Origin of the sequence: Neobacillus fumarioli NBRC 102428, assembly GCF_001591485.1 — a bacterium.
Classification (GTDB): Bacteria; Bacillota; Bacilli; order Bacillales; family Cytobacillaceae; genus Neobacillus; species Neobacillus fumarioli.
Map to the genome: position 1 here is coordinate 1 of NZ_BCUZ01000016.1, position 23,512 is coordinate 23,512.

A 23,512-nucleotide genomic window follows, 5' to 3' on the forward strand; every position below is an offset into this window, starting at 1 on the left:
CCCCTTTTTTCATTTTAAGCCAGCCGGAACACAATTCCATGTCCGCCTTTTGGATATTCCCATTTAATATTTTGGTATGGGCAGCCAATTCGGCAGCTGCCGCATTCGTGACAGCCTTCATAACCGACCTGCATCCGAGTTCCTTCCCACTTATAGACCTCGGCAGGACAAAAGATGGTACATATTTTATCCGGGCATTTGCTCATGCAAATGTCATGGTCGAGAACAGTAAGATGGGACTTCATATCACACTTAAAGCGGATTAAATATTGCTTTTCCTCAATATTCTTCGTTGACATTATTTCACCGCCTTCCAGGCACGATATAGATCTTGCAATACTCTAAAGGTTCCTTTCTCTCCTGTAATACTCTTAATGATTTGTTTTTGTTTTTCACGTTTCGATGTTCCATCTACGGTGAAGAACTTGCTCATCGCTTTATTCATCATCGGTAGGTAGTCATTAAAGTATTGAGGATATTTTTCAAATGTGTGGGTGGCATCTTTATATTTCTCTAAATCTTTTATAATGAAACTGTCAAAAAGTGCTTCCCGGTAGCTATTTAAGCTGGCTTCACTAAAGTCCTCACGCTGTTTTGCCCGAATGATGGCCTCCGCAGCCAGTTTTCCGGAATGCATTGCCATGTTCGATCCTTCACGATGGATAGCATTAACAAGCTGGGCTGCATCACCAATGACAACAACACCGTTACCTGCTACTTTTGGAACAGAACGGTATCCACCTTCCGGAATCAGGTGAGCAAGATACTCAGCAGACTCTCCGCCGGCAAGGTATGGTTTGACCATCGGATGATTCTTTAAATAATCCAAAAGCTCATATGGCTTTAATCTTGCTTTAATCATGCTTGATAAAGTTGTTCCTACCCCGATATTCAAACTTTCTTTGTTCGTATAAAGAAACGCTGTTCCTAAGTTGCCTTTCGTTGAATCGCCAAAAATCTCAATTGTGCAGCCCTGGTTATCTTCGAGGTTAAAACGTTCATTGATTCTATCCTTCGGAAGATTAATCACTTCCATTACCGTTAAAGCGACTTCATCCGGGCGAAATTCCTTATGAAATCCTAATTGTTTTGCTAGAAGTGAATTCACACCGTCTGCTAACACGACGACATCGGCGTATACTTCACCATCGGGGCGGTCTGTACGGACACCAACAACCTTGCCGTTTTCAACTATACATTCCGTTACAACGGTTTCATTGATTAAAAGCGAACCGGCTTCTACAGCCTTTTTTGCAAACCACTGGTCAAACTGCGCTCGTAATACGGTGAAATTATTATAAGGCTCGACTGCCCATTCAAGGCCTTTGTAGCCAAATTGCACGACAGATTCGGGATCCATCACCCAAAAACGCTGTTCGATAACAGGGCGTTCAAGCGGTGCCTCTTTCCAGAATTCCGGAATTAACTCTTCCATTTGTTTACGATAAAGAACACCTCCCATTACGTTTTTGGACCCTGGATATTCCCCTCTTTCAATTTGTAGAACATTTAAGCCATTCTTGGCACATGTAAAGGCACAAGCAGTACCTGCCGGGCCTGCCCCGACTACTATCACATCAAATTTTTCATACATGACTCATTTCACCGCCATTTCAGCTTCTTATTTAGATTTTCGGCTCAAGTACTTGTTTCACACAGACAATTAAGTGAGGACTCCCCTCCTTTATTTTGAAAAATCATTAAAACGATAGTCTTTAATGTAAAACGCTTTATTAACGATATATGAATCGCCATAATAGCATATTACCGGTGATGGGACTTTTCTTTTTTAGGATGATCGTTATGGATTGGGATCGTGATCTTAGTCTTGAGGATTTCAGAACCTATTGGATGAATATTCAGGGGGTTCAATTTGATTATTGGTGGAAATGCAAGTGTAAAATCGTCAAAAAGACCTTCTTTCTACACGAACAAGGATCTTAAACTAATAGACTGCAAGAAGGTCTTTCTTGTCATAATAATGATTAATGGATCCTGACTTTTTTAAACATAAAATATGATATGCCATCTGTTTCTAGACTAAAACCTTCGGGTAATTCATGACCATTTGTTTAAAAGCAAATTTAACTTCCTCTTTGTTTGGTTTTGGGGCTTGTCCCATCATGCGATGATATTTATTAATTAGTTCATCAAGTTCTTGGCTGCATTTAATGGTTTCCTCATTTGTAAACCCCAATGTATTTGCGCTTTTAATCATCAATTCCCGTTTTAGCTTAATTTCTTCAATCATTTCATGCGGACTCATACAATATTCAGACAATGTTATCTCCCTACCTCATTAAAACATACTATTATTTGTCAAAAAAGTAGACTACTTGAAAGATTATGACAAGAAATTTTACAAATGTAAATACTTTCGCAAAACTAGACAAAACAAGCTAAATATTTCGTTTTTCAACAAATCCAATAACGTAATTTCTCTATTTTCGACACAGCCTCTCCTTTAACCATTCTTTTCAATAAATGCTGCTCGTTATGAACACTCATTTAACTTTAAAGATATTCGATTTTAAAAATAATTTCCAATTATGGAAAATAAACAAAAAGACCAGCTGTAAACATATCAGCCAGTCTTTCGTTTTCACAATTCATTATTTATTTCCTGCTTCTCATAAATCGGTACCCAGCCTTCTGTTGTGACAAAAATTCTGATCGCCACAACTTTACGGTCGTCTTCTAGTGTAAAATAATGTCGCGTATTTTCCGGAACGGAAATCAAGTCACCAGGATTGAGATGCACTTCAAAAAATTCTCCATCTTTTCCTTGAATGACAAAAACACCATGTCCACTCACGATAAAGCGAACTTCATCATCTGTATGATGATGCTCCTGCTTAAAGTTTTGCAGCAAAGTCTCTAAGTTTGGTGTATTTTCGGATAAAGAGATAATGTCTTGAGCTTTGTAGCCACGTCTTGCTGAAATATCAGCAATTTCTTTTGCGAATACTCGCAAAATTTCTTCTTTTTCGTCGTCGGTTAATAAATATTTTTCTACAAGAGAAGCAGGAAGTTTGGTGATATCCCAGTTTTCATAAATAACTTCCTGGGATGCAAGAAACTGTGCTACTTCTTCTTGCAGGTCAATACGCCCTTCTTTATTTTGAAATGTAATATAAGCCAATAAAGTTCCTCTCCTTTTCTTTATTTAAAACACTTTAGATTTATATTCCAACAGCCGGAGCTGATAGCGGAACAAAAATTCAGATGCTTCAAGAATTTTCTTTGCTTCAAATGCTGTTCTGCCCCATACAGTAATACCATGATTGCGAATCAGAACAGCGCCTTTATCGTGCAAAACATGCTTAGAAAAAGTTTCAGCAAGTGTCGGTATGTGGGCATAATTAGGAATAATCGGGATTATTAACTCGGCATCTTCTTCCCATAAATCAAATGCTTTGATTAGCTCTTGCCCTCTAAATGTGACTTGACCAAGGTCGCCATATACTTCAGAAATGACATTATTATCAATTGTATGAACATGCAGGCTGCAGCCTGCATTAGTCTTGCGATAGATTTCAACATGAAGCAGTGTTTCTGCCGATGGCTTTAAATGGGTTTCTCTGACGGCTCCTCCAAACTCATCTACCAGCAGGAAATCTTCATCCGTTCGTTTACGTTTATCCTTTCCGCTTGCTGTCACTAAAAATTGCAGCGGGTTTTCACTCACTTTAATCGCCAGATTGCCGCTCGTTCCCATAAACCAGTCCCTCTCAGCCAGTTCATCCTTCACATCGGCTAATTCTTTCCATTTTTCCTTCATCAAGCCGGATCGCCTGCCTTCAGTTGCTGTTTGAGTGCGTCGATACACTCGAAAAATGTATGAAATCCTTGATGATTAATGCTCCATTCTGCGCATTTTTTCAACAGCAGATCCCTTGCTAAAACAAAGTCAGCATATTTTGCTGCTTCAAGATCGGTAACCGAGTCACCAATCACAATTTTATAACGGTTCTCATGATTTAATGACCGGATAATACTTGGCTTACAGCAGCCACAATCATTTCCACATAACGAATCACAGCTATGGGGCCAAAGAATATTAATCCTATCGCCTGTAAAATCAGATGAATTGCAAAAAACACCTGCAAACGGACCATATGGCTCTAAAATCGGATAAACAAAAAAGTCTATCCCTCCGCTGACAATATAAAGAGGTATTTGCTCCGTTCGGGTAAACTCCACAAATTCTTTAAAGCCCGGACGAATCCTTGCATTTTCAATTGCAAATGCAGTAATTTCTTCTTTCAGATTGCTTGGCAATAATTGAAATAGCCGACCGACCCCCTCCCGGACTGAAATTTGCCGGGAAAGGATCTGATCTTTAATTGGTTCCCACTCAGGTGGGGCAAATCGTTTCATGATCGCAATAATGTTATCACTTTCTGTTACAGTTCCATCAAAATCACAATAAATGATTGGTTTTGTCATTTAAGCAGTCACCTCAGCATTCCCCCAAAGCTTGAGTGCCTTTTGAAGTTCCGGATAGTGTTTTGCTCCTTCTGAAAGAAGCTTTCCTTGAAGATTCGTGTCAATCGCCTGGCGGAATGCCATACCTCCTCCGCGTGCGCCATCAGGATGTCCGTGTACGCCACCGCCGGCATTAATAACGGAATCAATCCCGAAATCACGGATTAATAATGGGACAAGCCCCGGATGAATGCCGGCAGATGGTACCGGAAATGTCCGCTTAAAATCATCTTCCTTTGTTAACTCTTCCGCAATGGATAGTGCTGCAGTTTTTTCAAGAGCCACCGTTCCGTACGGTGATGGAAATAACCCTAAATCAGCTCCTGCATAACGAAGCAATTTTCCTAACAAAAGCGAATGAGAAATCCCATAATATGGGGAAGATGTCAAGGCACCGCTTACCGCAGGATGGGCCATCAGAGGTAGAGCAATCTCATCATCTTCTCTAAGTTCCTGAAGAACGTCTAATCCGTAAGAAAATACATTAAATAACAATAGGTCAGCTCCAAGTTCCCTAGCTCTTCTGGCTTGATCACGTAGCTTGGATGTTCTGCCTGTTAGATTTACGGCATACAAGGTGCGATGCCCGATTTGCTCAAAAACCTCCTGCAAAACTTGCTTCCCGGCAGTTATTCGCTTTTCAAATGGTGTCAGTTCATTTTCAAACAAAATTTCATCGTCTTTTACTAAATCGACCATGCCTAATGCCTGTTGTTTTAACTGCTCGGTCAAGAATGCCAGGTCTTTTCCTATAATCCCTTTGAAAATACTCATTAACAACGGACGGTCGTACACATTGAGCCGCTCGCGGATTCCCTCAATTCCAAAACGCGGCCCTGGAAAGGCCCGTTTTAATGCTTTATTAAACTGTAAATCTAGTAATTTTATTTTGCCATCTAAAGACAGCTTTCCAAACACAGTGACCAGAATTGCAGGTAAATCATTGGAAAAATTAAGCGTCGGGTAGGCGATGCGGATCAATGATTGATCTTGCCTTTCAGAAATCCCCTCAATTGAAACGACTCTTCCTTTATGTTTAAGCAATTGTGTTTTTTCAAGTTCCGGCAAGTTCGTCCACGAACCGACTGTTAAACCTAAAGCAATTTCTTCTGCTTTTTTCTCCAGATTTGTTTCTTCTTGAATCAAATAGGTGGCAATGATCTCAGACATATCGACACTTCCTTTATAAAGTAAAAAACCTCTTCAAGGAGAAGAGGTTAGAAATCAGACTAACATCTTCTCATCTTTCAGCAAATTGCTGCAAGAATTAGCACCGTGCTTAAAACATAAGTCGGTTGCCGGGCTTCATTGGGCTAGTCCCTCCGCCTACTCTTGATAAGAAAACGATTGATCCTATACATTTTTCAACTTTATTTTACTAGAAAATCATTAAATGTCAACGTGTTTTTTAAAAATTTCCAAACGACTTATTCTTCTGACAGCTTCTTTCAGACGCTCCTCAGAAGTTAATAGCCCTACACGGACATAGCCTTCGCCAAACTGTCCAAATCCTATGCCGGGTGCCACTGCAATATGGGCTTTTTCAAGCAATAGATTAGCAAATTGTGCTGAAGAAAATTCAGCCGGCACCTTCAGCCAGGCAAAGAATGAACCAGCAGGAGCTGTTACCTGCCATCCAAGTGACTGGAGTCCGTCAATCAGTACATTCCGTCTACGTTCATATAGTGCAGTTAGTTCTTTTACACATTCTTGCGGTCCAGTCAGCGCCTCACGAGCCGCCTCCTGTACAGCTCCGAACAAACTGACATAGAGGTGATCCTGTAAGAGTTCGATCGAGCGGATCACGGATGAATTGCCTACGGCAAAACCAACACGCCAGCCTGCCATATTATAGGTTTTGGAAAGAGTATAAATTTCAATGCCAACTTCCTTTGCTCCTTCAGATTGAAGAAAACTGATTGGCTTTTTCCCATCAAATCCAATTGCCCCGTAGGCAAAGTCATGAACGACACAAATATCATGCTCTCGTGCCATGCGGACCGTTTCATCAAAAAAATCTTTCGTAGCAACAGCCCCAGTAGGATTATTCGGATAGTTGAGAAACATTAATTTTGCCTTTTCCAGTACATCCGAAGTGAGTTTGGAATAATCAGGCAAGAAATGATTCTCCTCCTGTAATGGCATTATGGCCGCGTCCGCCCGTGCCAATGCAACACCTGACCAATAATCGGGATAGCCCGGATCCGGAACAAGAATGGTTTCGCCCTGATTTACTAGACATTGTGGTATTTCGACTAATCCGGCCTTGCCGCCAAAAAGGATCGCAACTTCTGTATCCGGGGCAATGGTTACCCCGTATTCCCGCTGATAAAATTGTGCTACAGCCTGTTTTAAATATCGATGGCCTTGAAACGGCGAATACTTATGGTTAACGGGGTTTTCTGCAGCTTCTTGCAGTTTTGCCACAATATGAGAGGGCGTCGGCTGGTCCGGATTTCCCTGGCCTAAATTGATCACATCATACCCCTGCTGAATAAATTGATTGACCGTGTTCACAAGCGAAGCAAAAAATTGTTTCGGCAAGCTGTTCAATAAATCCGATGGCGGAAATTGCTTCACATCCTCACCTTCTTTAGTTCATTGTCGAAATTTTTGTTGAAATTCTCACAAATAATATAACTTTTAAAACAGCTTGTAAAGAAAAATATATAATAAAAATATTGACAATATTCTTTTTAACCTGTTATAGTTTTTTCAAACATGAAAAATATTTGAAATTTTAATACTCTTATCACGAGCTGGCTGAGGGATTTGGCCCTTTGAAGCCCAGCAACCGACCGTAATACCATTGTGAAATGGGGCGCATAAAAAGCGCCGGAGGCTTTCCTCTGTAAGGCACGGTGCTAATTCCAACAGAAGTATACCCTTTCTGAGAGATAAGAGGCATTAATTAACAGATTTCTGTTAACTACGCCTCTTTCAGAAAGGAAAGAGGCTTTTTAGTGCTGGTCAAGTGCTTAAAAGCCTCCAGGATAAGGAGGAACGACTATGAGTCTAGTAAAAATAAAAGAATATCAACCCTTAACAGAAGATACTGCTATACGACTGGCCGTAAGCTTAAATCTATTCCCAGAATCCGTGAATCTTTCATGCAGAGAAATAGGTGATGGTAATCTTAATCTTGTTTTCCATATTATGGATTCGGAAAATGGAAAAAGCATCATTATCAAACAAGCATTGCCTTACGCTAAAGTAGTCGGTGAAAGCTGGCCTTTAACAATAAAAAGGGCAAAGATTGAAGCTGATTCGCTCAAATTATTTGGACAAATTGTCCCGGATTATGTTCCTAAGGTCTTTTATACAGATGAGGTGCTGGCTGTAACGGTCATGGAAGACCTTTCACACATGACCATTGCAAGAACTGGTTTTATTAATGGAGAAACCTATCCCCTCATTTCCAAGCATCTCGGTGAATTCCTTGCAAAAACATTATTTTTCACATCCGATTATGGATTGGGGCCAGGTGCAAAAAAACAGCTCGTTCAACAATTTATCAATCCCGAGTTATGCAAAATAACAGAAGACTTAATATTTACTGACCCTTACTATAATGCAGAGACAAACGATTTTGAAGAAGGTTTACTTTCTGCTGTGAAAAACTTATGGCAGGATAATGAACTAAAGTTCCATGTGAATGTTCTGAAGAAGAGCTTTCTAACGGAAGCCGAAGCCCTACTTCACGGCGATCTACATACTGGCAGTGTATTTGCCAATCCTTGTGAAACAAAAATCATTGACTCGGAATTTGCCTTCTACGGTCCGGCAGGATTTGATATTGGCCAAGTTTTTGCCAATCTGCTTTTCCAAGTTATTGTGAACAATGAAAAACGAAACCTGTTTATAAAACATATTGAAACGGTTTGGCATACATTCAGGGACGAATATTCACAGTTATGGTATGAGGAAAATAAAGAGCCTTTAGCAAAAACAGAAAGATTTCTGTATAGAAATTTGTCGAAATTTTTCGAAGATGCAATCGGCTTTGCCGGATGTGAGTTAATCCGCAGGACAATCGGCTTGGCACATGTTGCCGATTTGGATCTAATCGAAGACGATGTAAAAAGGTTAGCAGCAAAACAGCAAACACTTGAACTTGGAGCCGAAATGATTAAGGAACGAAAAGAAATCAAAGAGCTTTCAGCTTTATTCACAAAGGTAAAAGATGTTTTAAAATAATCATAAAAAAAAGCGTAAGCGCATTGGTCAGTCCCGACAGGCAAAGGTTCTTCTGCACTAAAAGTCTGGTTTTTAGACTTTTAGTGCATCTGTTTTTTGTCCCGAGGGGCTAGGCGCTTGAGCTGGATTCAGATAACATACATCAAAGTTATTCACACTCAATATTATACAATTCCGTTAAACAGCAAAAAAACACTTTCTTATATGGAAGTGGTTTTTGGCATATCGTAGTGAAGATGAATCGGAAGATAGATGTGAAAAGTAGATCCTTTTCCCTCTTGACTTTCAATCTGAATGTTCCCTTTATGTTCCTCAATAATTCGATAACTGACCATTAACCCTAAGCCTGTTCCTCTTTCTTTTGTTGTATAAAAAGGCTCTCCTAATCGTTTTAGTTTCTCTTTAGGAATCCCTATTCCTTCATCTTTAATTGAAATATGAATTTGATTGTTTTTATTTCCGCTAATCTTAACTGTAATCGTGCCGCCATTTGGCATGACTTCTATCGCATTTTTGATCAGATTCACAAATACTTTTTTCAATTGATTTGGCTCACAGAAAATCGGCGGCAGATGGTCATCAAATATGGTTGAAAATTGAACATTATGAAGTACCGCCTGAGCGTTTAAAAGATCAATCGTTTCTTTCATAATTTGAATGACGTCTTTTTCCTGAAACTTGATGGCCTGCGGCTTTGCAAGCAGCAAAAATTCATTAATAATAGAATCAACCCGCTGAAGTTCAGAAGTAATAACCTGATAATACATCGAGTGTTCCTCTTTAATACTTCCTTCAAGTAATTGAATAAAACCTTTTAAAGCCGTCATTGGATTTCTGATTTCATGTGCGATCCCTGCTGCCAATTCTCCAATTACATTTAAAGTCTCCGATTTCCTAAGTTGCTCCTCGATTCTTGCTTTAGCTGTAACATCTTTAATAACTGTAAAATTTAAGCCCTGAACAATTTCAAGCTTTGAGGAATATTCATAGTGTCTTTTTTTTCCATCTTTTATTTCAATAACAATAGAAGATGAATGTTTTCCTTTTTGAAGGACTTGTTTTAAATGGTCAAAGACTTTCTCCTCTATTTCTTGCGGAAAGTTAATAAGCTCATACACTTTCTGACCGATCATTTGTTCTTTTGGCAATTTATACATTTTTTCAGCCATGCAGTTTGCATCGACAATTCGCAATTCATTATTCCACAAAAGCATCCCATCAATCGAATCCTCGAATATCCGCCAATACATCTGTTCACTAGCCTTTAAACTTTCGATTGTTTCTTTCCCTAGTTCTATCATAGGTTTCGATTTTTGTTCTAAACTATCGACTGATATCACTGGCTCTTTAACATGGAATCGTTTTATCATTTCATGCTACCCCGCTTTTAACCAAAATCCAGTACATTTCAATGTGTATATTCTTCATAAAATGGAAATATCCTTTTAAATTTGACAATATATTTACCGCTTATCTTATTCCTCTCTGTCCCAATGTTTGCCTTCTGTCAGAATCGGTGAAAATAGGCTATAATTAGAAGTGTTTTAGTAATGAAAAGGAGCTTTATTATGAAAGTTATATGTGCTGCTTTAAACGCGAAGTTTATCCATACAAACTTAGCAATCCGCTACCTAAAGGCATTTGCGGCGCCAGAGTTTGACATTCAAATAAAAGAGTACACAATCAAAGATCCATCCATAAATATTGTTACAGATTTGTATCAGCAAAAACCAGATGTAATAGGGTTCAGCTGCTATATATGGAATATTGAAGAAACTCTTAAAATCGTCAATATGCTCAAAAAAATAGACCCAGAGCTTTTCATTATTTTGGGTGGTCCGGAAGTTAGTTACGACACGCTGGAATGGATGGAGAATTATCCGGGAATAGACGTGATCGTAATGGGAGAAGGAGAATTAACCTTTAAGCAATTATTGACAGAAATTCATACAGAAAAAAATTTCGCCAATGTGCCCGGAATTGCCTATCGCAGCGGAGGCCAGCCAGTCATCACACCACAAAGAAATAAATTAGACCTACGGGAACTTCCCTCTCCGTATAGATTTCCGGAGGATATTCCCCAGCTGTCAAAACGGATCACCTATATTGAAACAAGCCGAGGATGCCCATTCAGCTGCCAATTTTGCCTATCCTCCATTGAGGTTGGGGTCCGATACTTTGACCGGGAAAAAATTAAAGAGGATATTCGCTGGCTTATGGCTAATGGAGCAAAAACGATAAAATTCGTTGATCGTACCTTTAATATCAGCAGAAGCTATGCGATGGAGATGTTCCGCTTTTTGATCGATGAACACCTTCCCGGAGTCGTATTTCAATTTGAAATTACCGCGGATATTATGCGACCTGAGGTGATTGAATTTCTAAATAGGGAAGCACCGAAGGGGCTGTTCCGGTTTGAAATTGGTGTCCAATCAACGAACGACCTGACAAATGAACTTGTAAAACGGAAACAAAATTTTTCAAAACTAAAGAGAACCGTTACGATGGTGAAAAAAGGCGGGAAAATCGACCAACATCTTGATTTAATTGCAGGGCTTCCTGAGGAGGACTATTGGTCATTTCGCAATACCTTTAATGATGTGTTTGAAATGAGGCCAGAAGAATTACAGCTTGGTTTTTTAAAAATGCTTCGTGGGACAGGAGTTCGTCTAAGAGCTCAGGAACATCAATATGTCTTTATGGATCAATCTCCATATGAAATTTTGTCTAATAATGTATTATCTTTCGATGATGTGATTAAAATTAAGCAAGTGGAGGACGTTTTAGAAAAGTATTGGAATGACCATCGAATGGATCACACAGTCGAATTTTTAGTGACAAATGTATTTGAGACTCCATTTGATTTTTATCAGGAATTCGGTTCATTCTGGGATGAACAAGGCTGGTCGAGAATTGGGCACCAGCTGGAAGACTTGTTCCGGCGGCTTTATACATTTCTTCAGACAAAAGCTGCTGATCAGCTTGACATTATTGCTAGTTTAATGAAATACGATTATTTGATCCACCATAAATACAAACCAAGAAAGCCATGGTGGACTCATGAGATCGATAAAAAAACACGATCCCTAATTTACAAACGCATTTCTGAAAATCCGGCAATGCTGGGAAAAGAATTTGTTAACCTTAACCTGAATGAAGCGGAAATATTTAAACGAACAATGCTTGAAGAAATTTCATTTGATTTAGCCAAATATTTAGCATCTGGGGAAGTTGATAGAACTCCTGCCTTTTTATTGGCATATTTTGATACGATCAATAATAGGACTTATGTTTTCCTGTTTAAAGAAAAATAAGCCGAATTTTCGGCTTATTTTTCTTTTTTTAGTTTACTTTGTTTTTTCTTTTCTTCAACAAGCGGTATGCCATTCACGTCCCCGTATTCAAAGCTGAATTCCTGAACCGGTATGCGGGGCGGTGTTTTTCTTCGTTTAGTCATTGCTTCTGCCCTTTTTCCCTAACTTTGAATTCCGATTTGCAAATCTGATTGCATTATTATTGTCTGTGAATTCTGCGGAAAATTCACTTTCCTGGATATTTTTACGAGGTGTCTTTGTATATTTTTCTACTGCATCGAACTCTGCCTTCCGCTTCACCATCAAAATTCCCCCTCAAAAATTTTCTTACAATCATAGTTTTCTTCAAATTACGGTTTATATTCGTTTGTTTTTTATAAATAAATAACATAAGGTTAGAGGACAATAATGAAAAAACAGGGGTGATGTATATGGAAAGGAAACAAAACAAATTTTCGCCAAAACAAGTCAGCCTTGAAGAAACGATGCCGCATCAAATCAATGCACCAAGCTTTAAAGGAACCGGTATAAAAATGGAAGCTCCATTTGTTAATCAGTATGGCGTTACGATCGGAGACAGCAAATATACTTCTGCTAATTCTCCATTAGAAAACTGGTCAAAGGATACGGATCCGGCCATTATGTCAGGTCCAGAATGGGTGCATCCAACAAATGATATCGGCTGGAATACAACTGAAAACCGGGAGCTCCTCGAGACCAAACGACCCCCCCAAGGTTCACCGTTTATGCATCCGACAATAGATGTAAGTGTGGGAACAGACTAAGAAGATTCCAATTCCGATAAACATTTCCATTTATGAAAAAGACAAAGCAAATTCATAATAACAATACAGAGAGATGCAATTACTCTCATGAGAAGGGGTGACAATACAAATGGCAAATAGCAGAAATAAATTATTAGTACCTGGAATTGAACAATATTTGGATCAGGTAAAATATGAAATTGCCCAGGAATTTGGCGTTCACTTAAGTTCAGATACTGCCTCGAGAGCAAATGGCTCTGTTGGCGGGGAAATTACGAAAAGACTCGTAAAACAAGCCCAGTCCCGATTATCCGGTAAGTCTGAATAACAATCACATATTCATTTGGAAAAAGGTCCGGCTTTAAGCTGGACCTATAATCAATGACGACCGTTTTGATGGTTGTCAGAATGGTGGCCATGAGAGTTGTCGTGATGGTTGTCATGTTTATATTCATTCTGTTTTTGCTTATGATTTTGCTCCTCTTTATGTACTTGAAAGAATCGCTTTTTAACATGCCCATTATTTCGTGTAGCTTCGGATTCCGATTCCTTTTTTAACTGTCCCGGTGGCATTGGGTGGGGAACTGCTTGATTTTTCGCTTCAGGTTGAATTTTTCTTTCGAAATGATGATATTGACTTTTGCTTCCGTTTTCATCTTGCCTTTTTATTTGCTCTGAAGGTTTTGGCATACTCTGCTCGGTCGATTCCGGAGCAACTTGCTTTTTCTTCTCTGGCGGTTGTGACACAGCAGGTTTTATTTCCTCTGATGGTTGAGGGACAGTCGGATTTGCTGGAATTCCTTTTTTCTTCTGTTCAGAATCTGGTTCTGTCGTTTCTGCTCCAGCTTTTTTTGTATTCTCTATCTGATATTTCCCTGCAGTAATTCCAAGCTTATGTGCCTTTTGCAAGTCTTTTTCCGTACAGCTTAACATGGTCAGCTCAAGATGCCGGGCAAATACGGATGCCTCAATTTCCTTTATATTATTTTCCAGCTTCTTCTCAACCTCTTGATCCGCTTGATTGGTGCGAACTGTTGAGATAATCACACGATGATTATTTTTTAAGAAACCGTCTTTTTCTATAATTTTTAAAATCTTTTCTGTTAACCCGTAAACCTCTTCGTTCTTCCAGTCTTTCAGTTGAGAAATTACCTTTTTCCCTTCCTTATTGAAGGGAGTTAATTCTACAACTTGCATTTTTTTATTGATCCCAAGTTCCAAACTTGGATTTACATCAATGGACATATAGGCATATGCTTTATTATTTTGAAACATCGAAAAAAATGCTCCCAGAAAGATAAACAAAGCCGTTGCAATAATCAAGGCAGGGGGTTTCACCCAATTCTTTACTGTGCAAAATGTTCGACTGAATATCGCTCTTCCTTCAGGAAAAAACTGAATTTCCTCACCCACAGAATATGCCTTGTCTTGTCTAATTGCCTGCAAAAATTCGCCCTCAGGGGTGAGTACGAGCAAATATCTTTCCTCTATTTGCATAATCATACCTTTTCTCAATTATCAAGCACCCCCCTTAAATATTCTTTAAGATATATATAATCACTTGATAATATAAGTGCAATCGCAATGATATACTTTCGGTTCCGCTCAATCGTTTTTCTGCTGACATCTACCATTTTTTCTAGTTCTTTGACGGGAAGCCGCTTTTTTTCATACAACTGCTCTCTCAAATCTTGGTTTTCTACTAAAACTTTCGCCACAGCTATTGCATTTTTCCTTGCGTCAGCATGTTTTGGGGAATTCTTCACCAAATCTTTAAAACTCAAATCAAACGTTTCCAGTAATGCTTGAAACCGAATAATTTCTTCTTTTCTTAACTGTTCATCTTTCTTTTTATTATATTCTTCAACAGAAAGCTCATTGACGATGACACTCCCCGGTGATTCTTCTTCAGGGGAAGCGGGAGCTAAATCCAAGCTGATGTACTGGTTTTTCGATTGCTTTCGAATATAATCAATAACGCGTCTTTTAATAATAACTTCTGCAAAACTTAAAAGGGAATTTCCTCGATCTTTGGAGTATTTCCCAAGCGCTTCATTAAAGGCAATTAATCCAATACTAAATTCATCGTCTGTTTCATATATATATCGTTTGCAAACAGAGGAAACTGTTTTGGCAATAAAAGGTTTATAGTCATGAATGATTTCATTTAGGAGGGTTTTGTCACCTTGTTGAATTAAGACTGCCGCTTCTTCCAATGCGCGTCTCTTTTTCTTGGTCGAAAATAATAAACCTAACATTCGCTCACCTCTATTCGACCCATTATAACATATGAACCGGGTCTTTAGGGGCGTAATGGAAGAAACTCCTGAGGAATTCGGCTTGCAAATTTCACTACATAGTTACGTTTGCAGTTTAGGGATTTGTGGGGGTGTTAATAAAATTTTGTCGACAAGAAAAGCGCGGGGCGCCTTGGTCAGCCCCGACAGGCAAATGTTCTTCTGCCCTAAAAGTCTGGTTTTTGGACTTTTAGGGCATCTGGTTTTTGTCCCGAGGGGCTAGGACGCTTGCGCTGGACAATTTTCGAAGTCAAATTTATACTTTCTTATCTTTCAAGAAAAAAGCCTCTGGACCAAGTATATCTGATCAGAGGCTTTTCGATTATTCATGCCGATCCATTGGGTTATACAGTTTCACATTTGGATTTTTCTCTTGAAACCATCTAAGGGCAAAGTCGTTTTCGAATAAAAATACATAATGGTCATATCGGTCTTTCACAAGCATGCTCCGGGAGCTTGAAAGGTTCTCATCCACCTCATCATTTTCAATCCAGCGGGCGATCTTTGAACCGAGCCGTTCCATTAAAACCTCGGCATTATATTCATTTTTCATACGGTGCTCAAACACCTCAAATTGCAGCTGCCCTACAGCACCTAATATATATTCTTCCATTTTTACTGTTTTAAACAGCTGAATGGCTCCCTCTTGAACAAGTTGCTGAATACCTTTATGAAAAGATTTTTGTTTCATAACATTTTTTGCTGAAACTCTGACAAACAGCTCAGGAGTAAATTGAGGCAGCCTTTCAAATTGAAATTGCTCCTTACCGGTTGTGAGTGTATCGCCAATTTGATAGGTTCCAGTATCATATAAACCAATAATATCCCCGCTTACTGCTTCATCAACGGTATTTCTCTCTTCTGCCATAAACGTAGTCGATTGGGCAATCTTTAATTGTTTGCCTAACCGAGGAAGATTTACCGCCATACCGCGTTCAAATTTTCCCGAACAAATACGGACAAAGGCAATTCGATCCCTGTGAGCAGGATTCATATTCGCCTGAATTTTAAATACAAATCCAGAAAACTGTTCGGAAAGCGGATCTATTTCACCAATCGATGAGTTTCTGGCTTTTGGCGGCGGAGCAAATTGCAAATAGGTTTCAAGAAAGGTTTGCACACCGAAATTCGTTAACGCACTTCCAAAAAATACAGGCGTTAATGTTCCAGCTGCCACCCGTTCTGCGGAAAACTCATTTCCCGCTTCATTCAACAGCATAATTTCTTCAAGTGTCTGGTCATAGAGTCCGGAGTCTCTTAAAGGATGACCGTCAGGAATTTCACCTTCGTCACTTAATGGAACAAACCGTTCTTCTTCATTAACACGGAATTGTTCAACCCGGTTGTAAAATCTGTCGTAGATCCCAAGGAATTCTTTTCCCATTCCAATCGGCCAATTCATCGGATAAGATTCAATCCCTAGAACCTCTTCCAATTCCGCTAGCAATTCAAGTGGCGGCTTCCCTTGGCGGTCAAGCTTATTCATAAAGGTAAAAATCGGAATTCCTCTCATGCGGCAAACCTTAAAAAGCTTAATGGTCTGCTCTTCAATCCCTTTTGCCGAATCAACAATCATCACAGCACTATCCACAGCCATCAATGTTCGATAGGTGTCTTCACTAAAATCCTGGTGACCCGGAGTATCAAGAATATTGACCCGATAGCCGTTATAATCAAATTGCATGACGCTGGAAGTTACAGATATTCCCCGTTGTTTTTCAATTTCCATCCAGTCACTCGTGGCAAATTTTCCTGTCTTCTTTGCCTTTACGGTTCCTGCATCACGAATAGCACCGCCAAATAATAATAATTTTTCCGTTAATGTCGTTTTACCGGCATCCGGATGGGAAATAATGGCGAATGTCCTTCGCGATAAAACCTCTTCTTTAAAATTCTTACCCATAAAGTCTATCCTCTCTTTTGACAAAAATTTTGTCCATAAAATCAATCTTAGCGTGCAGATTTAAACTTTGCAATATTAGAATGTGTTCAGGCGTTATTTGTATGTTAAAGTGGTATTTAATATTTTATTCTTTTTCCACCGATTCCCTTGCCCATTTTTCTGGAAATTGTTTTATAATGGTATTGACCCTTGTTAAAGGAGATGAGAAATTTGAATCAAAGCAAAAAAACAATGACTAAGTTCATTCCGCTATTTATAGCGTTCATTATAGTATGCGCAAGCCTCTTATTGTTTGTTCAGACAGCAAACCACGATATTGCCATTCCCTTCTCTAACGTTGAAAAAATAGTGCAACAGCAGCACGGGAAACGAGTAGCCATTACCGAACAAAGTGATGGAACTGTATATATCAAAGCCGGAAACAAGGAGTATGTTTCCAGTGTTCCACCAAACAGTCAAATGGTTGATAAACTAGTAGAAAAATATAATATCGATTATTCCTATTCTGAAAGCAGCCGTTATGGCAAATGGATTGGTCTTGGAGTCCTTCTGATCTTGGCAGGCACTGCCTACACATTGCATAAGAAAAAAGGCGGCGGATTTTTAAACACCATGAAAAACAGTGTAGCTAAAGCACGTCCGCTTCCGACCATCAGTTTAAAAGATGTTGGCGGTCTCGGGGAAGAAATGAAAGAAGAAATATTGCAATCCATCGCTGCAATAAAAGAACCAGAACGGGCAATTAAATTAGGGATTAAACCTCCTAAAGGAATCCTATTATACGGTCCTCCGGGTACGGGCAAAACATTATTGGCACAAGCCATTGCAAAAGAGCTAAATGCTTCTTTCTTCTCTGCCAGCGGATCAAGCTTCAATGAAATGTTTGTAGGTGTCGGTGCCAGCCGTGTCCGCGCCCTTTTTCAAGCAGCAAGAAAACAGCGTCCTGCTGTCATCTTCATTGACGAGGTCGATGCACTTGCCGGCAGACGAAAACCTCACGGAGGCGAGGAATCTGAAAAAACATTAACAGAGCTTCTTGTTCAGCTCGATGGCGGCCAATCAAATGACGGCATCTTATTTATCGCCGCTACCAACAGAAGAGATATGCTCGACGAAGCTTTCTTACGCCCGGGAAGAATTGATTTCTCCTTCCATGTCCCGCTTCCGGATACGAAAGGAAGAAGGGAAATTATTGCGATACATGCCAAAGATAAAGCGCTCGCACCAGATGTTTTAGCCTCTTTGGACGATCTGGCTGAAAGCACATCCGGTTTTTCCGGTGCGGAGCTTCATTCTCTATTTGAAACAGCGAGCAGAAGGGCAGTACGGGCCGGAAAGAACGTGATTGATAAAGTAGACCTTGATTATGCCCTTGACAGGACTATTCTTGGCAACACGTCCCGTTCCTTACAGGACCAAGATACAAAACGAAGAGTAGCCATCCACGAAGCAGGACATGCGATTGTTTCCGCCGTAACAAAGCCGGGGTCTGTTAGAAAGGCAACGATTATTCCTCGCGGAGAAGCCCTTGGGTATGTAGCTCCAATTCCAAAAGAGCTGCATTTATCAACAGCCAGTGACTTATTAGACCGTGTCTCTATGATCCTAGCTGGCGGTGTTGCCGAAAGAATGATTCTCGGTGAACACAGCATCGGAGTAAGCGGCGATGTAAAGCAAGCTAAACAAATCATTGAACAAATGGTAGACATCGGAATGCTGCAAGACGGATTTACTTTAACCTTTAATAAACAGGATAAAGAAACAAAAATGCAGGAGTTATTTGCAAAAGGACTTGAAAAAGCAGAAAAAATTATTCAAGACCATCAAGAACAATATCAACAATTAGTGGCAGCATTATTAAAGAAAGAAACACTCGAAGGTTTTGAAGTCGAGGAAATTGTGCATGGAAAAGCCATCAATTCCCCTGATTCTAAACTTGCCGCAGTTAATTAAAGCAAATCTATACGTGCACAACCGCAAAAAACCCGCTTTTTTAAAAAGCGGGTTTTTTCATCCTATTAATAATAGCAAGCAGCCCCTACAATAATTAACAGGATAAACAATACTACAATTAAAGTAAAGCCGCCGTAGCCAAAACCACCGCCATAGCCGCCATATCCAAAACCACCATATCCAAACATGGAATTTCCTCCTTTTAAATTAATAAAATCCTCCGACCCAAGAAGCTCCAACAATAATTAATAAAATGAACAATACAACGATTAACGCAAAACCAGCGCCATAACCACCTGCTACAGTCATTTAGCATAACCTCCTTTGTAGAATTCCTTATATCCTATTCATCTCATGATAAATGTGCAATAGACAATTATCCCAAATGCCCAATTTTCTCAAAAAAGACTAAGCCCATTCTTAGTGTAAAAGCCTCATTGTTTAAAATTGACTTTTCATGCTGTTTTTCTTACCATAAAGGTGCTTACCTCATCATGAAGATTGGAGCCGGAAAATTGAAGAAAAGAGTGACTTTTTTGACGGCAGCTTTTCAATCATTTAAAAAAAGCCGAAAAAGAAGCGAAGTAAGAATGAAACCTTTAAAAATCGGCCACCGGGGTGCAGCCGGTTACTGTCCCGAAAATACATTTGCCTCTTTTTATAAAGCAATCGAATTAGGAGTGGATTATCTGGAAATCGATCTCCAGATGACTAAAGATGGGGAATTAGTCATTATTCATGACTCAACGGTAAACCGAACCACGAATGGAAAAGGAAAAGTTAAGGACATGACTTTACAAGAATTGCAATCACTTGATGCAGGTTCATGGTTTGACCCAAAATTTATGGGAGAAAAGATTCCTTCCTTCCATGAATTTCTCAACGAGTTTGCCGGGAAAGCATGCCTTTTAATCGAATTAAAAAAACCGTCCCTGTACCCTAACATCGAAATAAAATTGGCTGAAGAACTCAAGAGTAGAGGACTTGACAAGGCAAATGATCATAGAATTATAGTACAATCCTTTGATCGGAATGCACTACAACGACTCCATCATCTCCTTCCTGCCGTACCTCTTGGGGTCTTAGTTAAAAATCGATCGATATCCAGAATTGCAGATAAAGATCTTAAATCCTTATCCAACTATATTTCATATGTAAATCCTAAAAAAACAATGGTAAGTAAACGGCTGATTAAACGGATTCAACGGCATGGCTTTAAAACCTTTATTTGGACGGTTAAAACGAAAAAAGAAGCGAATCTGTTCAACCGGCTCAATATTGACGGAATTGTCAGCGACTTTCCGGATTACCTGTAAATCAAAACGGGAGGACACTCCAACCTTTACCTATTATAGGTTAATAAGCAATTTACTCGACTTTCTAATCGATAATTCCCATTCGAATTGCCTTGACAGCTGCTTCGGTCCTATTTTGTGCATGCAGCCGTTTCATAATATTAGAGATATAATCCCTAACCGTAAACTCACTTAAATAAAGCTTGGATGCCGCTTCTTGGGTAGAGGCACCCATTGCTAATAACTTTAAAATTTCAATTTCACGCGGCGTTAAGGAGACATCATGTTTTTCCAAATGATTTTGGGGTTTTAATTCTGCTTCAATAAACTTTAACAATAGCTCTCCCGAGCTTTGGCCAAATTTCATAAGAGCAGGATACAGACTCGTATCAACGGTAAAGTACTTACCAGGACCTTTATCTAACACGACGCCGCCAATGATTTTTCCTTCCTCAGGAACATAAACAGGTACAATAATTAAAGAAGTGAGACCAAATTTTTCGACGTACCTTTCAGGAAATTCTTTTTCAGCATTGGGAATATAGATAGGCTGGAAATTTTTCATTTCATGCCCCTGTGATTTCAATTTCACCAAACTTTCGTTAAGGACAGGAATGTTCGTGATTTTTTCTGCAATCCTCTTGACCTCCTTATTACTTAAATGATGACCGTAAAGGCCAACAGCAACGCTTTCTTCATTGGTAAACCTGAAAAGGGCGCAGCGTTCAAACGGGAGAAAGTAGCCAAAGCCATAACAAATATTTTCTACCGATTCCTGAAAATTTTGCGAACGGATAATCCATTCATTAAACAAAATGACAACATCTTTCCAAATGCTAAAAATTTCCGTTTCTGTTTGAAAAAGCATAACTTCACTAATTTTCGAAAACAAATAATGAATAGATGGATGAAGTTTCGATGAATACTTAATTTTAGATTTTAACACTTTATGTGCGGAATTTTCTAAAAGATTCAAATGGAATATCAGGGCTTCCGGTTCCGGACTCCGGCTGGACCTAGCATACCATGCAGAATTAATTTCATTTAACAAATGATAAATATCCTTATGATTTCCTTGATTAAAGGAATACAAAAATCTTACCAGTGAATCGCTTATAAATTCAAAAACCTCAACCGACTTCTTTCTTGTATTTTTCAGAGATTTTAATGTGTTTCCCCACTCATTAAGCAGGTCATTTTGATAATTGCTTAACAGCTTGATTGCATCGTTAAGCAGATGGTCCAAATGATGATTTAATGACTTAGACATTATGAAAACACTCCTTTTCAATACAATCTAAGCAGTTGATGTTTGAACATTCATTCGACATTTAATCAAATATTTTCGTAATTCTCATGAAAATTCCTGCCTTCTTTTTATAATTTTTCACTGAAATGTTAATAAGAATAAACTTCCTACAAATGTAGGGATTAAATCATTTTCTGATTTGTCGTAAAATTAGGATAAATAATTCAAGCATCTTTCATGATGCCTAATCTTCTAAAAAAGGAGGAAAAGGAATGAATCTTGCAGCAGAGTCAGTTATTATTGGAGGTCAAACGAGTAAGAAAAAGCTATTGCTGGCAATTATCGGTGGGTTTTTGTTTTTAACAGCTCTTCTTGGGACTTTTGGGATCACAGGATATGCCGCAGCCGTTCCATTAGTAGGAGGATTCACCGTCAGCTTCGACAAATTGGAAGGCACTGGTTTTAAGATGTATGGCAGTTTGGCTGATAGTGCAATGAAACAAAATAACCCAGTTGCTGTGAATGAAATTGATAACGCTACCATCACTAATTTAAAAATCACAAAGAAAATTCCGTTTCTTAATATTAATGCAGTTGTTTCTGCCAGTCAGCCAGTAAAGATTACCGGCCTCCAGCAGAAAGCTACCCAAATAAGCGGTGATGCTTCCTTTTCATCGATGACAATGACAGATAAATATGTCGGGGATCTGTTAAATGATCCTAAAAACCTTCCAACTGCAGCAGCTCAACATTTCTTTCAAACTGCAGATACTATTACGATTACAAATGGTGTTCTTGATACTCTATATCTTTTCCAAAAGTCTGTCACCCTTAATGGAATGAAGGTTTCTTTTGAACCTGCTAATAATTAATTTCAAACTTTCAATCAAACATGAATAAGGGTGATTAATATGGGGACTGATTTTTCAAAACGAAAACGCTTTAAAAATTGGAGAGCAAAACGCCCTTTTTGGGCGTCGACCTTGTCTGTAATATCAGGAATCATTATTTTGTCCGTCCCTGTGCAGCTTTACGAAATTGCTGCTGCCCCGGGAAGCATGATTGTCATTGGTCTCTTATTAGGCGGACTTACTATGTTAATGGGGATATTAGGATTCATGATGCCGAGGCTTTCAACCTTACTCGGAATTTTAGCAATTCTCTCGTCCGTATTATCAATCATGGGTGCATTGGGCGGGTTTCTGATAGGAACAATTCTCGGTATCATAGGCGGTTCGATGATGATCGCTTGGAACCCTAAATTTGGCACTAAAGAATCACTCAGCCACCCTATCCATGATCAAATAGCTGAGAAAGAAGCTGCTTCAGGAAAAGAACTAGTGCCTGAATAGAGATTGAAATAACTTTAGTGATATTAGCTGATTCACATTAGCCTTCAAAGAAACGGTGATCATTTTGAGACATAGAAAACTAACATATAAGCTCATCATTCTATTTGTTCTTTTCATAGGCGGGTGGGTAATCCCCACTAAAAATAGTTATGCTACAAGTCCATTTATGACCGGTTTTATCATTGAAGCAGCCCAAATGGAAGGAACGATCCAAAGTCTTGGCTTGTCAACCGGAGACACCGTACTTGCTCAAAACGTACCGATGCTTGATATGAAATTTACAGAAGCTTCTGCGGAAGGTTTAGTAATAAAAAAAATCGTTCAGACTCCTAATGGTACTGTTACAACGGATATATCCTCTCAAGATACAGCTCATTTTAAAAATTTAGGGGTAAAAGTAACAAATGCCGAATTTGAAGGGGTTTACGTATCTGATAAAGGTAAAATTGGCTTTAAGCATATAAAATTGCTTGCCCATTATGTTACATCTACTAGTGCAGATCTTTCCAAGTTTGCTTTACATTTTACGAACGGGGGGCAACTTGAAATGCAGTCAAAAAATGAGGAAGAATTGCTTCAAATAGAAACAAAACTTAAACAATTTTTAAATATAAGCAAAGAGAAATGATACCAAAACATTATTCATTGAACTAGCGGTCTATATTTATACGATCATGTTTTCAAAAAAGCCACATGTTAG

Annotated in this window: 26 protein-coding genes and 2 riboswitches; of the genes, 9 read left to right on the plus strand and 17 right to left on the minus strand. The window is 39.0% G+C overall.

The annotated features are described in order from the left end of the window. Positions 1-14: 14 nt before the first annotated feature. From BFU02S_RS16265 to BFU02S_RS04820, 8 genes are all read right to left on the minus strand, one after another. Positions 15-299 carry a ferredoxin family protein gene (locus BFU02S_RS16265; protein ID WP_084360988.1) on the minus strand — a complete coding sequence of 95 codons (285 nt, stop codon included), beginning with the start codon at positions 297-299 and terminating at the stop codon, positions 15-17. After that, complete coding sequence (locus BFU02S_RS04790; RefSeq protein ID WP_066367316.1) at positions 299-1,594, minus strand: FAD-dependent oxidoreductase; 1,296 nt, start codon at positions 1,592-1,594, stop codon at positions 299-301. The genes BFU02S_RS16265 and BFU02S_RS04790 overlap by 1 nt, the downstream gene beginning before the upstream one ends. Before the next feature lie 441 nt (positions 1,595-2,035). Continuing rightward, complete coding sequence (locus BFU02S_RS04795) at positions 2,036-2,281, minus strand: aspartyl-phosphate phosphatase Spo0E family protein (protein WP_066367317.1); 246 nt, start codon at positions 2,279-2,281, stop codon at positions 2,036-2,038. 321 nt (positions 2,282-2,602) lie between these two features. Next, positions 2,603-3,142, minus strand: coding sequence for a 1,2-dihydroxy-3-keto-5-methylthiopentene dioxygenase (locus BFU02S_RS04800; protein WP_066367319.1), 540 nt, complete (start codon positions 3,140-3,142; stop codon positions 2,603-2,605). Between the two features lie 24 nt (positions 3,143-3,166). After that, a complete protein-coding gene (locus BFU02S_RS04805; RefSeq protein WP_066367322.1) occupies positions 3,167-3,781 on the minus strand; it encodes a methylthioribulose 1-phosphate dehydratase in 615 nt (204 codons plus the stop codon). Continuing rightward, positions 3,781-4,449 (minus strand): 2-hydroxy-3-keto-5-methylthiopentenyl-1-phosphate phosphatase, encoded by a 669-nt coding sequence (locus BFU02S_RS04810; RefSeq protein WP_066367326.1) that lies wholly within the window; start codon positions 4,447-4,449, stop codon positions 3,781-3,783. Before BFU02S_RS04810 ends, BFU02S_RS04805 begins: the two co-directional genes overlap by 1 nt. After that, positions 4,450-5,658 carry a 2,3-diketo-5-methylthiopentyl-1-phosphate enolase gene (mtnW, locus tag BFU02S_RS04815; RefSeq protein WP_066367327.1) on the minus strand — a complete coding sequence of 403 codons (1,209 nt, stop codon included), beginning with the start codon at positions 5,656-5,658 and terminating at the stop codon, positions 4,450-4,452. 67 nt (positions 5,659-5,725) lie between these two features. Beyond that, positions 5,726-5,830: riboswitch (SAM riboswitch) on the minus strand. A 47-nt stretch (positions 5,831-5,877) separates the two neighbouring features. Further along, a complete protein-coding gene (locus tag BFU02S_RS04820; RefSeq protein WP_066367331.1) occupies positions 5,878-7,068 on the minus strand; it encodes a pyridoxal phosphate-dependent aminotransferase in 1,191 nt (396 codons plus the stop codon). A 166-nt stretch (positions 7,069-7,234) separates the two neighbouring features. Beyond that, a riboswitch (SAM riboswitch) is annotated at positions 7,235-7,392 on the plus strand. 105 nt (positions 7,393-7,497) lie between these two features. On the opposite strand from BFU02S_RS04820, the gene mtnK reads away from it, so the two are divergent. Beyond that, the gene (gene mtnK, locus BFU02S_RS04825; protein ID WP_066367336.1) at positions 7,498-8,685 is read left to right on the plus strand and encodes an S-methyl-5-thioribose kinase; all 1,188 of its coding nucleotides are present in this window, start codon (positions 7,498-7,500) and stop codon (positions 8,683-8,685) included. Positions 8,686-8,885: 200 nt separating this feature from the next. Here the strand turns inward: mtnK and BFU02S_RS04830 are convergent, their stop codons facing one another. Next, positions 8,886-10,055: a PAS domain-containing sensor histidine kinase gene (locus BFU02S_RS04830; RefSeq protein ID WP_066367339.1), complete on the minus strand. Its 1,170-nt coding sequence runs from the start codon at positions 10,053-10,055 to the stop codon at positions 8,886-8,888. Positions 10,056-10,253: 198 nt separating this feature from the next. Between BFU02S_RS04830 and BFU02S_RS04835 the strand changes: the two genes are divergently transcribed. Continuing rightward, on the plus strand, positions 10,254-11,999 hold the full coding sequence (locus BFU02S_RS04835) for a B12-binding domain-containing radical SAM protein (protein WP_066367344.1): 1,746 nt from the start codon (positions 10,254-10,256) through the stop codon (positions 11,997-11,999). Between the two features lie 14 nt (positions 12,000-12,013). On the opposite strand, the gene BFU02S_RS17480 is transcribed toward BFU02S_RS04835, so the two are convergent. Both BFU02S_RS17480 and ykzP read right to left on the minus strand, forming a co-directional pair. Then, on the minus strand, positions 12,014-12,142 hold the full coding sequence (locus BFU02S_RS17480) for a hypothetical protein (RefSeq protein WP_268872890.1): 129 nt from the start codon (positions 12,140-12,142) through the stop codon (positions 12,014-12,016). Further along, positions 12,135-12,302 (minus strand): protein YkzP, encoded by a 168-nt coding sequence (gene ykzP, locus BFU02S_RS16975; protein ID WP_169797575.1) that lies wholly within the window; start codon positions 12,300-12,302, stop codon positions 12,135-12,137. The genes BFU02S_RS17480 and ykzP overlap by 8 nt, the downstream gene beginning before the upstream one ends. 128 nt (positions 12,303-12,430) lie before the next feature. Between ykzP and BFU02S_RS04840 the strand changes: the two genes are divergently transcribed. Next, positions 12,431-12,784, plus strand: a complete 354-nt coding sequence (locus tag BFU02S_RS04840) for a DUF3905 domain-containing protein (protein WP_066367351.1) — start codon at positions 12,431-12,433, stop codon at positions 12,782-12,784. A 109-nt stretch (positions 12,785-12,893) separates the two neighbouring features. Next, entirely contained in the window at positions 12,894-13,091 is a 198-nt protein-coding gene (locus BFU02S_RS04845; protein ID WP_066367353.1) for an alpha/beta-type small acid-soluble spore protein, read from the plus strand. Between the two features lie 50 nt (positions 13,092-13,141). Here BFU02S_RS04845 and BFU02S_RS04850 read toward each other — a convergent pair whose 3' ends face one another. The 3 genes from BFU02S_RS04850 to BFU02S_RS04860 all read right to left on the minus strand — a co-directional run bounded on the left by BFU02S_RS04850 (position 13,142) and on the right by BFU02S_RS04860 (position 16,963). Then, positions 13,142-14,278, minus strand: coding sequence for an anti-sigma-I factor RsgI family protein (locus BFU02S_RS04850; RefSeq protein ID WP_066367356.1), 1,137 nt, complete (start codon positions 14,276-14,278; stop codon positions 13,142-13,144). Further along, a complete protein-coding gene (gene sigI, locus BFU02S_RS04855) occupies positions 14,275-15,021 on the minus strand; it encodes an RNA polymerase sigma factor SigI (protein WP_066367359.1) in 747 nt (248 codons plus the stop codon). Before sigI ends, BFU02S_RS04850 begins: the two co-directional genes overlap by 4 nt. 361 nt (positions 15,022-15,382) lie before the next feature. Continuing rightward, positions 15,383-16,963 (minus strand): peptide chain release factor 3, encoded by a 1,581-nt coding sequence (locus BFU02S_RS04860; RefSeq protein WP_066367362.1) that lies wholly within the window; start codon positions 16,961-16,963, stop codon positions 15,383-15,385. Positions 16,964-17,173: 210 nt separating this feature from the next. Here BFU02S_RS04860 and BFU02S_RS04865 point away from each other — a divergent pair, with 210 nt between their 5' ends. Continuing rightward, a complete protein-coding gene (locus tag BFU02S_RS04865) occupies positions 17,174-18,916 on the plus strand; it encodes an AAA family ATPase (protein ID WP_439950988.1) in 1,743 nt (580 codons plus the stop codon). 65 nt (positions 18,917-18,981) lie between these two features. On the opposite strand, the gene BFU02S_RS16270 is transcribed toward BFU02S_RS04865, so the two are convergent. Beyond that, entirely contained in the window at positions 18,982-19,104 is a 123-nt protein-coding gene (locus BFU02S_RS16270) for a YjcZ family sporulation protein (protein ID WP_084360989.1), read from the minus strand. 19 nt (positions 19,105-19,123) lie between these two features. Further along, on the minus strand, positions 19,124-19,225 hold the full coding sequence (locus BFU02S_RS16275; protein WP_084360990.1) for a YjcZ family sporulation protein: 102 nt from the start codon (positions 19,223-19,225) through the stop codon (positions 19,124-19,126). Positions 19,226-19,410: 185 nt separating this feature from the next. Here BFU02S_RS16275 and BFU02S_RS04870 point away from each other — a divergent pair, with 185 nt between their 5' ends. Then, positions 19,411-20,232, plus strand: a complete 822-nt coding sequence (locus tag BFU02S_RS04870) for a glycerophosphodiester phosphodiesterase (protein ID WP_066367364.1) — start codon at positions 19,411-19,413, stop codon at positions 20,230-20,232. A 64-nt stretch (positions 20,233-20,296) separates the two neighbouring features. Here BFU02S_RS04870 and BFU02S_RS04875 read toward each other — a convergent pair whose 3' ends face one another. Next, entirely contained in the window at positions 20,297-21,481 is a 1,185-nt protein-coding gene (locus BFU02S_RS04875; protein WP_066367366.1) for a response regulator transcription factor, read from the minus strand. A 251-nt stretch (positions 21,482-21,732) separates the two neighbouring features. On the opposite strand from BFU02S_RS04875, the gene BFU02S_RS04880 reads away from it, so the two are divergent. The 3 genes from BFU02S_RS04880 (at position 21,733) to BFU02S_RS04890 (ending at position 23,440) form a co-directional block, all read left to right on the plus strand. Continuing rightward, positions 21,733-22,332, plus strand: coding sequence for a DUF6230 family protein (locus BFU02S_RS04880; RefSeq protein WP_066367368.1), 600 nt, complete (start codon positions 21,733-21,735; stop codon positions 22,330-22,332). A 39-nt stretch (positions 22,333-22,371) separates the two neighbouring features. Further along, positions 22,372-22,812, plus strand: a complete 441-nt coding sequence (locus BFU02S_RS04885) for a DUF6114 domain-containing protein (protein WP_066367370.1) — start codon at positions 22,372-22,374, stop codon at positions 22,810-22,812. A gap of 196 nt (positions 22,813-23,008) precedes the next feature. After that, the gene (locus BFU02S_RS04890; protein ID WP_157075855.1) at positions 23,009-23,440 is read left to right on the plus strand and encodes a hypothetical protein; all 432 of its coding nucleotides are present in this window, start codon (positions 23,009-23,011) and stop codon (positions 23,438-23,440) included. Positions 23,441-23,512 lie beyond the last annotated feature (72 nt).